Source organism: Shumkonia mesophila (genome assembly GCF_026163695.1).
Taxonomy (GTDB): domain Bacteria; phylum Pseudomonadota; class Alphaproteobacteria; order Rhodospirillales; family Shumkoniaceae; genus Shumkonia; species Shumkonia mesophila.
Genome location: NZ_JAOTID010000004.1, coordinates 98,767 through 111,160 on the forward strand (window position 1 = coordinate 98,767; position 12,394 = coordinate 111,160).

The window sequence follows — 12,394 nt, forward strand, 5'->3', positions numbered from 1 at the left end:
ACGAGGCAAAAAACCACTCCCGACGGTTATCCTTACCGCCCGGAGGGCGCTGACCCAGTTATGTTTTTTTCACATCCGAGACCGCGTCTGAACCGAGAGGTCCACCACCGGCCCCTTGCGAAGAGGGGCGAATACTAGTTTCGCCGCCCTACCCAGTCAAGCAAAACAATCCTTAAATCCTACGGCTTTCGCCGGCCCCGCCGAGGGTCCCGGCGGGGATACCGGGCAAAACCCGATATCCCCAGGGAATCCGCGGAAAAACCGGCCGGAGCCGGCCTAGTCGTCGCCGCCGCCGGCCGTTCCGGCGTCGGTTGCCGAGGCCTTGCCCTTCGCATCGGCCGCGATGTGGGCCGGGCCGGCCCCCTCTTCGACGGCCTCGGGCTGGCCGCCATCGACTTCCGCCATCTCGCGGTCACGTTGGGCGGCGATGGCCCGCAAGCGGTTCATCACGCTGCCCGTGCCGGCCGGGATCAACCGGCCGACGATGACGTTCTCCTTGAGGCCTTCCAGGTCGTCCGTCTTCCCGGAAACCGCTGCCTCGGTGAGGACACGGGTGGTTTCCTGGAAGGACGCCGCCGAAATGAACGACTGCGTCTGCAGGCTGGCCTTGGTGATGCCCTGCAGCACCGGAACGCCCACGGCCGGCCGCAGGTCGCGTTCGGCGGCCTTGGCGTTGACCATGTCGAACTCGATGCGGTCGATCTGCTCGCCGACCAGGAACGTGGTGTCGCCAGGTTGGGTGATCTCGACCTTCTGCAACATCTGGCGAACGATCACCTCGATGTGGCGGTCGTTGATCTTCACGCCCTGCAGACGGTAGACGTCCTGGATCTCGGCGACCAGGTAGTCGGCCAGGGCCTCGACCCCCATGACGCGCAGGATATCGTGCGGCACAGGGCTGCCGTCCATCAGCGAGTCGCCCTTGCGCACGAAATCGCCTTCCTGGATGCTGACGTGCTTGCCCTTGGGAATGAGGTACTCGTGCGGTTCCTCATCCTTGGCCGACGGGTTGACGATGATCCGGCGCTTCGACTTGTAGTCCTTGCCGAACTCGACGGTCCCGTCGATGTCGCTGATGATCGAGTGGTCCTTGGGCTTGCGGGCCTCGAACAGCTCGGCCACCCGCGGCAGGCCGCCGGTGATGTCGCGGGTCTTCGCCGACTCGCGCGGCACGCGGGCGACGACGTCGCCGGCGTGGACCTTCTGGCCCGGCTCGACCGACAGGATGGCGTCGACCGTCAGGTAGTAGCGGGCCTCGATCCCCTTGGCCAGGGTCACCAACTCGCCCTTCTCGTCGCGCAGCGTGATGCGGGGCCGAAGCTCGGCCCCCTTGGGCTGCTGCTTCCAGTCGATGACCACCTTGGAGGCGATGCCGGTGGCCTCGTCGACGCGCTCGACCATGGTCGTTCCCTCGACCAGGTCGACGTAGTGAACGACGCCGGGCTTCTCGGTGATGATCGGCAGCGTGTAGGGATCCCACTCGGCCAGGGCGTCGCCGCGCGTCACCTTGGCGTTGTCCTTGACCGCCAGCTTGGCGCCGTAGGGAATCCGGTGGCGGGCTCGCTCGCGGCCCTTGTTGTCGCTCAACACCACCTCGGCGTTGCGGCTCATGACGACATGGACGCCTTCGCTGTTCTTGACCGTCGAAACGTTGTGCAGCGCCACCTTGGCGTCGAACGCCGCCTCGACCTTGGACTGCTCGGCCCCGCGCTGCACGGCGCCGCCGATGTGGAAGGTGCGCATGGTCAGCTGGGTGCCGGGCTCGCCGATCGACTGGGCGGCGATGACGCCCACCGCCTCGCCGATGTTGACCCGCGTTCCGCGGGCCAGATCGCGACCGTAGCAGGTGGCGCAAATGCCGAGGCGCGTGCCGCAGGTCAGCGCCGAGCGGATCTTCACCGCCTCGATGCCGCCGCACTCCTCGATGCGGGCGACCGCCTCTTCGTCGATCAGATCGCCGGCCTTGACCAACACTTCGCCCGATGCCGGATCGACGATGTCGTCCGCGGCGCCGCGCCCGAGGATGCGTTCGGCCAGCGAGGCGATGACCTCGCCGCCCTGGACCACGGCCCTGAGGGTGATGCCGTCATGGGTGCCGCAGTCCTCCTCGGTGATGATGCAGTCCTGCGCGACGTCGACCAGCCGGCGGGTGAGGTAACCCGAGTTGGCCGTCTTCAAGGCGGTATCGGCCAGTCCCTTGCGGGCGCCGTGGGTCGAGTTGAAGTACTCGAGCACGGTCAGGCCTTCCTTGAAGTTGGAAATGATCGGCGTCTCGATGATCTCGCCCGACGGCTTGGCCATCAGGCCGCGCATGCCAGCCAGCTGCTTCATCTGGGCCGCCGAACCGCGGGCACCGGAGTGGGCCATCATGTAGACCGAGTTCACCGGCTCGCCCGGCTTCGCCGTCGAGATTTCCTTCATCATCTCGTCGGCCACCTGGTCGGTGCAGTGGGACCAGGCGTCGACCACCTTGTTGTACTTCTCGCCCTGGGTGATCAGGCCGTCCTGGTACTGCTGCTCGTACTGCTTGATCAGCTCCTCGGTCTTGCGCACCAGCGGCACCTTGCTCTTGGGCACCACCAGGTCGTCCTTGCCGAAGGAAATGCCGGCCTTGCAGGCGTATTCGAAGCCCAGCGCCATCATGCGGTCGGCGAAGATGACCGTCTCCTTCTGGCCGCAGTGGCGATAGACCATGTCGATGGCTTCGGAGATCTCGCGCTTGGTCAGCAGCCGGTTGATGAGATCGAGCGGCACGTGCGGATTGCGCGGCAGGATCTCGGACAACAGCATGCGGCCCGGCGTCGTCTGAATGCGCAGGACCGTCGGCTTGCCGTCGGCGTCGACCGTGCGGTAGCGGGCCGTGATCTTGCTGTGCAACGACACGACCTTGGCATCCAGCGCCTGCAGGATCTCGCCAATGCCGGTGAAGACCATGCCCTCGCCCGGCTCGCCCTCGCGCTCCATCGAAATGTAATAGAGGCCGAGCACGATATCCTGGGACGGCACGATGATCGGCTTGCCGTTGGCCGGGCTCAGGATGTTGTTGGTCGACATCATCAGCACGCGGGCTTCCAGGCGGGCTTCCAGCGACAGCGGCACGTGAACCGCCATCTGGTCGCCGTCGAAGTCGGCGTTGAAGGCCGCGCAGACCAGCGGATGAAGCTGGATCGCCTTGCCCTCGATGAGCTTGGGCTCGAAAGCCTGGATGCCCAGGCGGTGCAGGGTCGGCGCCCGGTTCAAGAGGACCGGGTGCTCGCGGATCACCTCCTCGAGGATGTCCCACACCTCCGGCCGTTCCTTCTCGACCATGCGCTTGGCCGCCTTGATCGTGGTGGCCATGCCATAGAGCTCGAGCTTGGAATAGATGAACGGCTTGAACAGTTCGACCGCCATCTTCTTGGGCAGGCCGCACTGATGCAGCATCAGTTCCGGACCGACGACGATGACCGAACGGCCGGAATAATCCACCCGCTTGCCCAGCAGGTTCTGGCGGAAGCGGCCCTGCTTGCCCTTCAGCATGTCGGCCAGCGACTTGAGCGGCCGCTTGTTGGCGCCGGTAATGGCGCGGCCGCGCCGGCCGTTGTCGAACAGCGCGTCGACCGCCTCCTGCAGCATGCGCTTTTCGTTGCGCACGATGATGTCGGGGGCATGCAGTTCGATCAGCCGCTTCAGGCGGTTGTTGCGGTTGATCACCCGCCGGTACAGGTCGTTGAGGTCGGAGGTGGCGAAGCGGCCGCCATCCAACGGCACCAATGGCCGCAGTTCCGGCGGGATCACCGGAATGACCTCGAGGATCATCCATTCCGGCCGCGACCCGGATTCAAGGAACGCCTCGACCAGCTTCAGGCGCTTGACCAACTTCTTGCGCTTGGCCTCGGAGTTGGTCTCGATGAGATCCGCGCGAAGGCTTTCGCACTCCTCGTCCAGGTCGATGGTGGCCAGCATGTCGCGGATGGCCTCGGCCCCGATGCCGACGGTGAACGCATCCTCGCCGTATTCCTCGACGGCGTTCTGATACTGATCCTCCGTCAGCATTTCCTTGAGCTTCAAGGGCGTCAGGCCGGGCTCGACGACGACGTAGTTCTCGAAATAGAGAACCCGCTCGAGATCCTTGAGCGTCATGTCGAGCAGCAGCCCGATGCGGCTGGGCAGCGACTTCAGAAACCAGATGTGGGCGACCGGCGAGGCCAGCTCGATGTGGCCCATGCGCTCGCGCCGCACCTTCTGGAGCGTCACTTCGACGCCGCACTTCTCGCAGGTGATACCCTTGTATTTCATGCGCTTGTACTTGCCGCACAAGCACTCGTAGTCCTTGATGGGGCCGAAGATGCGGGCGCAGAACAGGCCGTCCCGCTCCGGCTTGAAGGTCCGATAGTTGATAGTCTCGGGCTTCTTGATCTCGCCGAACGACCACGACCGGATGCGCTCCGGGCTGGCGATGGAAATGCGGATCTGATCGAAGCGCTGGGTGCCGCCGACCTGCCCGAATACCTTCATGAGTTCATTCATATGCCGTCCTCCTCGCTTCGATTCAGAGGCTAAAATTTGCGCTGGTTCAGCTCGACGTTAAGGCCGAGCGAGTGCAGTTCCTTGACCAGGACGTTGAAGGACTCCGGAATACCGGCTTCGAAATTGTCCTCGCCGCGGACGATGGATTCGTAAACCTTCGTCCGTCCGGCCTGGTCGTCGGATTTCACGGTCAGCATTTCCTGGAGGGTATAGGCGGCGCCGTAAGCCTCGAGCGCCCAAACCTCCATTTCGCCGAACCGCTGTCCGCCGAACTGCGCCTTGCCGCCCAACGGCTGCTGGGTCACCAGGCTGTAAGGCCCGATCGAGCGTGCATGGATCTTGTCGTCAACCAAGTGGTGAAGCTTGAGCATGTAGATGTAGCCCACCGTCACCTTGCGGTCGAACGCGTCGCCGGTCCGTCCGTCGACCAGCGTCACCTGGCCCGAGGCGTCGAGCCCGGCCTGCTTCAGCATGTCGACGATGTCGCTCTCGCGGGCGCCGTCGAACACCGGCGAGGCTATCGGCACGCCGTTTCGCAGGTTTTCCGCAAGCACGAGGGTCTCCTCGTCGTCGAAATCGGCCGCTTGCTGCTTATAGATCGTCGATCCGTAGACGCCCTTCAGCGTGCTGCGCAGCTTCTTGAGGTCGCCCCCGCCACGCACCGCGTCCAGCACCTCGCCGATCTGCCGCCCCAGCCCCGCGCAGGCGAAGCCGAGATGGGTTTCGAGAATCTGCCCGACGTTCATGCGCGACGGCACGCCCAGCGGATTGAGCACGATGTCGACCTGCGTGCCGTCTTCCAGGTAGGGCATGTCCTCGATGGGAACGATCTTGGAAACGACGCCCTTGTTGCCGTGACGGCCGGCCATCTTGTCGCCCGGCTGCAGCTTGCGCTTCACCGCGACGAAAACCTTGACCATCTTCATGACGCCGGGAGGCAGTTCGTCGCCGCGTTGCAGCTTCTCGACCTTGTTCTCGAAGCGGCCCTGCAGCTTGGCGATGCTTTCCTCGAACTGCTTCTTCAGCGCCTCGACGTCCTGCATCACCTTGTCGGTGCCGACGACGATCTGGGCGCACTGGCCGGGCGTGAAGCGGTCGAGGACCTCCTCGGTCAGCTTGATGCCGGCTTCGAGGCCCTTGGGGCCGCCGACCGCCTTGCGGTTCAGCAGCAGGGTCCGCAGGCGCTGGTTGAAGTTACGCTCCAGGATGGCCCGCTCGTCGTCGCGGTCCTTGGCCAGATGCTCGATCTCCGCCCGCTCGATGGCCATCGCGCGTTCGTCCTTGTCGACGCCGCGCCGCGAGAAGACGCGAACCTCGACGATGGTGCCGGTCACCCCGGGCGGCAGCCGCAGCGACGTGTCACGCACGTCGTGCGCCTTCTCGCCGAAGATGGCCCGCAGCAGCTTCTCCTCCGGAGTCATCGGCGATTCGCCCTTCGGCGTCACCTTGCCGACCAGGATGTCTCCGGCCTGGACCTCGGCGCCGATGTAGACGATGCCGGCCTCGTCGAGGTTGCGCAGCGCTTCCTCGCCGACGTTGGGGATGTCGCGGGTGATTTCCTCCTGCCCGAGCTTGGTGTCGCGCGCCATCACCTCGAATTCCTCGATGTGGATCGAGGTGAAGACGTCGTCGCTGACGATACGCTCGGAAATGAGGATGGAGTCCTCGAAGTTGTAGCCGTTCCACGGCATGAAGGCGACGAGGACGTTGCGCCCGAGCGCCAGTTCGCCCAGCTCGGTCGAGGGGCCGTCGGCGATGATGTCGCCGGCCTCCACGCGATCACCCACGCGAACCAGCGGGCGCTGGTTGATGCAGGTGTTCTGGTTGGAGCGCTGGAACTTGAGCAGCGTGTAGATGTCGACGCCCGGCGCCGCGTGCGACGTCTCTTCGGTCGCCTGCACGACGATACGGGTGGCGTCCACCTGGTTGACCACGCCCGGACGGCGGGCGACGATGGTGGCCCCGGAATCGCGGGCCACCGCGCTTTCCATGCCGGTGCCCACAAGCGGGGCCTCGGCGCGGACCAGCGGCACCGCCTGGCGCTGCATGTTCGAGCCCATCAGGGCGCGGTTGGCGTCGTCGTTCTCCAGGAACGGGATGAGCGCGGCAGCCACCGACACCAGCTGCTTCGGCGAAACGTCGATGTAGTCGATGTCCTCGGGACGCACCATCAGGTAGTCGCCGCCTTGGCGGCAACTCACCAGATCGGTGGTGAAGTGGCCCTTGTCGTCGACCTCGGCGTTGGCCTGGGCAATGGTGAACTTGCCTTCCTCCATCGCCGACAGGTACAGCACCTCGTCGGTCAGCGTGCCCTTCTCGACCTTGCGGTACGGGGTCTCGATGAACCCGTACTTGTTGACGCGCGCGAAGGTCGCCAAGCTGTTGATAAGGCCGATGTTCGGGCCTTCCGGGGTCTCGATCGGGCAGATGCGGCCGTAGTGGGTGGGGTGCACGTCGCGCACCTCGAAGCCGGCCCGCTCGCGGGTCAGACCGCCCGGTCCAAGCGCCGACAAACGCCGCTTGTGGGTGATTTCCGACAGCGGATTGGTCTGGTCCATGAACTGGCTCAACTGGGACGAGCCGAAGAACTCGCGGACCGCGCCGGCCGCCGGCTTGGCGTTGATGAGGTCGTGCGGCATCACGGTGTCGATGTCGACCGAGCTCATCCGCTCGCGGATGGCGCGCTCCATGCGCAAAAGCCCGATGCGGTACTGGTTCTCCATCAACTCGCCCACCGAGCGGACGCGCCGGTTGCCCAGGTGGTCGATGTCGTCGATCTCGCCACGGCCGTCCTTGAGCTCGACCATGACCTTGACCACGGCCAGGATGTCTTCCTTGCGCAGCGTGCGCAGTGTGTCCTCGGTCTTGAAGCCCAGGCGCGAGTTCATCTTGACGCGGCCGACGGCCGACAGGTCATAGCGCTCGGAATCGAAGAACAGGCCGCGGAACAGCGCCTCTGCCGTCTCCAGGGTCGGCGGCTCGCCGGGGCGCATGACGCGATAGATGTCGATCAGCGCTTCCTCGCGCGACGAATTCTTGTCGACGGCGAGCGTGTTGCGGATGTACGGGCCGACGTTGATGTGGTCGATGGCCAGCGTCGGGATGGTCGCGACGTCGGCCGCCTCGAGCGCTTCGAGAACGGACTCGGTGATCTCCTCGCCGGCCTCGACGTAGACTTCGCCGGTGGCCTCGTTGATGAGATCCTCGGCAACGTAGTGGCCGATCAGGTCGTTCTTCGGAACCAGCTGTTCCTTGAGCCCCTGCTCCTGGATCTGGCGCAGCATGCGGGCGGTCAGCTTGGTGCCGGCCTCGGCCGCCACCTTGCCGGTCTTGGCGTCGACCAGATCGACGGTCAGCTTGGTGCCCTTCATGCGCTGCGGCAGGAACGGCGTGCGCCATCCCTTGGCGGTGCGGGTGAAGACCACCTGGTCGTAGAAGTAGTTGAGGATCTCCTCGGGGCTCATGCCGGTGATTTCGGCGGAATCGAGCGGCTTACCGTCCTTCCCGCGCTCGGCGCGCAGCGCCTCGGTGGCGGCGCCCTCCAAAGCCATCAGCATGGTCGTCACCGGCAGCTTGCGCCGGCGGTCGATGCGCACGTAGATCAGATCCTTGGCATCGAATTCGAAGTCCAGCCACGAACCGCGATAGGGGATCACCCGCGCCGCGAACAGGAACTTGCCCGAGGAATGGGTCTTGCCCTTGTCGTGGTCGAAGAAGACGCCGGGCGAACGGTGCATCTGCGAGACGATGACGCGCTCGGTCCCGTTGATGACGAAGGTGCCGTTCGCCGTCATCAGCGGCATGTCGCCCATGTAGACGTCCTGCTCCTTGATGTCGCGCACGGAACGGGACCCGGTGTCCTCGTCGACGTCCCAGACAACCAGGCGCAGCGTCACCTTGAGCGGCGCGGCATAGGTCATGCCCCGCTGCTGGCACTCCTCGACGTCATACTTCGGTTCCTCGAACTGGTAGCGCACGAACTCCAGCGTGCCGCGTTCGGAAAAATCCGTGATCGGGAACACGGACTTGAAGACTTCCTGGAGGCCGGTGTCGGTGCGCTCTTCGGGCCGCGTGTCCCTTTGCAGGAACTGTTCGTACGAGGTTTTCTGAACCTCGATGAGGTTGGGCATCGTCGCGATCGTCGACAGCCTGCCGAAATCCTTGCGAATACGCTTGCGACCGGTGAAAGACATAGCCATTCCAAATCCCCGCAGTGTGCTATCCGGTTCCGTCCCGTCCTCCGTCGACCACCGCCGCCTACGGAAACGAGACCATGAAACGGCCCTTGTCAGGACCCTCGGTGCCGGCTGTCCCCCCGAAGAGGCCCGGCACCCGTCATATCGGCACATCCACTTTTCCCGGCCGCGGCAAGGCCAATGCGGGTGGATGCGTTAGAAGACCGGTCGGGCCGGATGGCGGAAATCCCCGTCGGGGCTCCCCCATCCGGCCCCAGGCCGGCTTTAGGCAAAGCTGGTGTGTCGCGCCAAATGCGGCACGTTACTTCAGTTCCACCGTCGCGCCGGCGGCTTCCAGCTTCTTCTTGATCTCAGCGGCCTCGTCCTTCTTCACGCCTTCCTTGACCGGCTTGGGCGCGCCTTCGACGAGATCCTTGGCTTCCTTCAGCCCGAGGCCGGTGATGGCCCGGACTTCCTTGATGACGTTGATCTTCTGGTCGCCGAAGGCGGTGAGAACGACGGTGAACTCGTCCTTCTCCTCGACCACAGCGGCGGCGCCGGGAGCCGCGGCCGCGACCGCGACCGGAGCGGCGGCGGAAACGCCCCATTTCTCCTCGAGCATCTTGCTGAGCTCGGCGGCCTCCATGATGGTGAGGGCCGACAGATCCTCGACGATTTGTTGCAGGTTCGCCATTTTGAACTTTCTCCTAGGCTTGAACTGTCAGTAACGGATGGAAAAACGCGCTTACGCGGCTTCCCCTTTTTGGGCATACGCGCCAAGGACGCGGGCAATCTGACTGCCAGGCGCCTGAAGCAGGCTGGCAATGCGAGCTGCCGGCGCGGTCAGCAGGCCAATGATCCTGGCCCTCGACTCATCCAGCGACGGAAGATTGGCCAGGGCCTTGACGCCAGCGGCGTCGAACATGGCCTTGCCAATCGCTCCGCCAAGGATGATCAGCTTCTCGTTATCCTTGGCAAAATTCGAGGTGACCTTCGCGGCCGCCACCGGGTCGGCCGAAAAGGCAATCGCCGTCGGTCCGGTGAAAAGGTCGCTCAGCCCCTCGTACTTGGTGCCCGCGAGGGCTAGACGCGTGAGCCGATTTTTGGTGATCTTGAAGCTCGCGCCCGCTACGCGCATCTGTTCGCGGAGCTTGGTGATTTCGGCGACGGTCATACCCGAGTAATGGGTAACGACCATGGCCTCCGTCTCCTCGAACGTCTGATGCATCGAAGCGACCAGAGCTTCTTTTTGCGATCGGTCCACAGATCGTCTCCAGTTTTTTGGCTCAAGTTCCGGTCCCTTGGGGCCGGAGCCTGACGCCGATGGACTTCTGGCCCCCCCAAAGTCCTTGCGGGGGAACCGGTTCTCCTGTCCGCTGCGTCAGTTCAAGCCGTCCACGGGCGTTTCGGCGAAACGCCCGAAAAACGGTTCTCGACACTGTCTGTGCAGGCGGGTCGCCCCTTTAGGCCGTCGGCGGGCCGAAACCCACGTCTGGCACCTACGGTCTTGGACAGGTCCGGGGCGGTTTCGATGCCCCGGCCGCCCTCCGCCCCCTCGCGGGAAGCGGAAGGTAGCTGGTTAGGCGTGGCCGGCTCAGCCGCCGACCAGGTTCGCCACGTTCAGTTTCACGCCCGGGCCCATGGTGGAACTCAGGCTGATGCCCTTGAGGTAGGTCCCCTTGGCACCGGCCGGTTTCGCCCGGTTGATGGCGTCGACGAAGGCCTTCACGTTCTCGGCGATGGCCGCTTCGCTGAAGCTCGCCTTGCCGACCCCGGCATGGATGATGCCGGCCTTCTCGACACGGAACTCGATCTGGCCGCCCTTGGCGGCCTTCACCGCCTCGGCAACGTCGTTGGTCACGGTACCCAGCTTGGGGTTCGGCATCAGGCCGCGCGGCCCGAGGATCTTGCCCAGCCGGCCGACCACCGCCATCATGTCGGGCGTGGCGATGCAGCGATCGAACGCGATCTCGCCCCCCGACACTTTCTCCGCCAGGTCGTCGGCACCGACGATGTCGGCGCCGGCATCCGTCGCCGCCTTGGCCTTGTCGCCCTTGGCGAACACCGCGACGCGCAGCGACTTGCCGGTGCCGTTCGGAAGCGACACCACGCCACGCACCATCTGGTCGGCGTGTCGGGGATCGACGCCCAGGTTGATGGCGATCTCGACGGTCTCGTCAAACTTGGCCTTGGCCCCGTTCTTGATCAGCTTGACGGCGTCGGACAGATCGTATTGGGTCTCGCGATCGATGGTTTCATAGACCACGCGCAGCCGTTTTCCTTTGGTCGCCATGGCCTATTCCTCCACCACTTCAATGCCCATGGAACGCGCCGAACCAATGATCATCTGGGAGGCCGCCTCGATGTCCTTGGTGTTCAGATCCGGCAACTTCTTTTCGGCGATCTCGCGAACCTGCGCCATGGTGACGGAAGCCACCGTGTCCTTGCCCGCTGTCGCCGTTCCCTTGGTGATGCCGGCCGCCTTCTTGAGAAAGAAGCCGACGGGAGGGGTCTTGGTGACGAACGAGAAGGTACGGTCGCGATAGGCCGTGATCACCACGGGGATCGGCATGCCCGGTTCCAGCTTCGAGGTCTGGGCATTGAACGTCTTGCAGAACTCCATGATGTTGAGGCCGGCCTGACCCAGCGCCGGCCCGATCGGCGGCGACGGATTGGCCTGCCCCGCAGGCACCTGCAGCCTGATGTACCCTTGAATCTTCTTTGCCATTTTTTCCCTCTGTCATCAGTCTTCATAGGGGACGCGGTGCGGCCATGGCGGGCCTCCCGCATCGGAACCGCCGCCCCCCATGGGCGGGCGGAATGCGTTTACAGCTTCTCGACCTGCGAGTACTCCAGTTCCACCGGGGTGGCGCGGCCGAAGATGGACACCGACACCTTGAGCCGGGCCCGTTCCTCGTCGACCTCCTCGACGTTGCCGTTGAACGACGTGAACGGCCCGTCGCTGACCCGCACCTGGTCGCCGATCTCGAAGGACACCGACATCTTCGGCCGGTCCAGGCCTTCCTCGACCTGATGCATGATCCGCTGCGCCTCGGCCTCGGAGATCGGCGTCGGACGGCCACGGCCGCCCAGGAAGCCGGTCACCTTCGGCGTGTTCTTGACCAGGTGCCAGGTTTCGTCGGTCATCTCCATCTGCACCAGGACGTAGCCCGGGAAGAACTTGCGCTCGGAATTGACCTTGGTGCCGCGCCTGACCTCGACCACTTCCTCCATCGGCACCAGGACCTTCAGGATATGCTCGGCCATGCCGATCTGCTTGGCCTGCTCCTCGATCGACTGGGCGACCTTCTTCTCGAAGCCCGAATAGACGTGGATCACGTACCAGTTGGCGGCCATCATCACCCTCCGAACCCGAAAATCAGGCGCATGCCGACCGCCAGAATCTCGTCAACGAGGAAAAAGAACAATGCCGCCAGAATGACCATCAGAAAAACCATGGCGGTGGAGACCATGGTTTCCTTGCGCGTCGGCCACGTGACCTTGGCGACTTCCTGGCGTACTTCCTGGACGAACTGCGCTGGAGTGGTTTTTGCCATATTCGCCTACACGGGGGGTTCGGGTCGGGATTTAAGGTATGCGCCGACTAAATGCAATGGCAGGAGTGGAGGGGCTCGAACCCCCAACCCCCGGTTTTGGAGACCGGTGCTCTAGCCAATTGAGCTACACTCCTATGCCGATGCGGCGCCGCG

8 protein-coding genes and 1 tRNA gene are annotated in these 12,394 nt (G+C 64.4%); all 9 read right to left on the reverse strand.

Annotated features, from left to right (window positions below):
• Window positions 1-276: 276 nt before the first annotated feature.
• Complete coding sequence (rpoC, locus tag ODR01_RS08775) at window positions 277-4,509, reverse strand: DNA-directed RNA polymerase subunit beta' (protein ID WP_316977263.1); 4,233 nt, start codon at window positions 4,507-4,509, stop codon at window positions 277-279.
• Window positions 4,510-4,538: 29 nt separating this feature from the next.
• The gene (gene rpoB, locus ODR01_RS08780; protein ID WP_316977264.1) at window positions 4,539-8,708 is read right to left on the reverse strand and encodes a DNA-directed RNA polymerase subunit beta; all 4,170 of its coding nucleotides are present in this window, start codon (window positions 8,706-8,708) and stop codon (window positions 4,539-4,541) included.
• 298 nt (window positions 8,709-9,006) lie between these two features.
• Window positions 9,007-9,378, reverse strand: coding sequence for a 50S ribosomal protein L7/L12 (gene rplL, locus ODR01_RS08785; RefSeq protein ID WP_316977265.1), 372 nt, complete (start codon window positions 9,376-9,378; stop codon window positions 9,007-9,009).
• 51 nt (window positions 9,379-9,429) lie between these two features.
• Window positions 9,430-9,948, reverse strand: coding sequence for a 50S ribosomal protein L10 (rplJ, locus tag ODR01_RS08790; protein WP_316977266.1), 519 nt, complete (start codon window positions 9,946-9,948; stop codon window positions 9,430-9,432).
• Between the two features lie 330 nt (window positions 9,949-10,278).
• Complete coding sequence (gene rplA / locus ODR01_RS08795; protein WP_316977267.1) at window positions 10,279-10,977, reverse strand: 50S ribosomal protein L1; 699 nt, start codon at window positions 10,975-10,977, stop codon at window positions 10,279-10,281.
• A gap of 3 nt (window positions 10,978-10,980) precedes the next feature.
• Window positions 10,981-11,412, reverse strand: a complete 432-nt coding sequence (gene rplK, locus ODR01_RS08800) for a 50S ribosomal protein L11 (protein WP_316977268.1) — start codon at window positions 11,410-11,412, stop codon at window positions 10,981-10,983.
• A gap of 98 nt (window positions 11,413-11,510) precedes the next feature.
• A complete protein-coding gene (gene nusG / locus ODR01_RS08805; RefSeq protein WP_316977464.1) occupies window positions 11,511-12,041 on the reverse strand; it encodes a transcription termination/antitermination protein NusG in 531 nt (176 codons plus the stop codon).
• A 2-nt stretch (window positions 12,042-12,043) separates the two neighbouring features.
• Window positions 12,044-12,241 (reverse strand): preprotein translocase subunit SecE, encoded by a 198-nt coding sequence (gene secE, locus ODR01_RS08810; protein ID WP_316977269.1) that lies wholly within the window; start codon window positions 12,239-12,241, stop codon window positions 12,044-12,046.
• 57 nt (window positions 12,242-12,298) lie between these two features.
• A tRNA-Trp gene (locus ODR01_RS08815) sits at window positions 12,299-12,375 on the reverse strand.
• Window positions 12,376-12,394: the final 19 nt, after the last annotated feature.

Bases quoted from the DNA above. Each gene is read 5' to 3' on its own strand.
- secE (WP_316977269.1), bottom strand. From the start codon at position 12,241: ATGGCAAAAACCACTCCAGCGCAGTTCGTCCAGGAAGTACGCCAGGAA.
- rplA (WP_316977267.1), bottom strand. From the start codon at position 10,977: ATGGCGACCAAAGGAAAACGGCTGCGCGTGGTCTATGAAACCATCGAT.
- rplL (WP_316977265.1), bottom strand. From the start codon at position 9,378: ATGGCGAACCTGCAACAAATCGTCGAGGATCTGTCGGCCCTCACCATC.
- nusG (WP_316977464.1), bottom strand. From the start codon at position 12,041: ATGGCCGCCAACTGGTACGTGATCCACGTCTATTCGGGCTTCGAGAAG.
- rpoB (WP_316977264.1), bottom strand. From the start codon at position 8,708: ATGGCTATGTCTTTCACCGGTCGCAAGCGTATTCGCAAGGATTTCGGC.
- rplK (WP_316977268.1), bottom strand. From the start codon at position 11,412: ATGGCAAAGAAGATTCAAGGGTACATCAGGCTGCAGGTGCCTGCGGGG.
- rpoC (WP_316977263.1), bottom strand. From the start codon at position 4,509: ATGAATGAACTCATGAAGGTATTCGGGCAGGTCGGCGGCACCCAGCGC.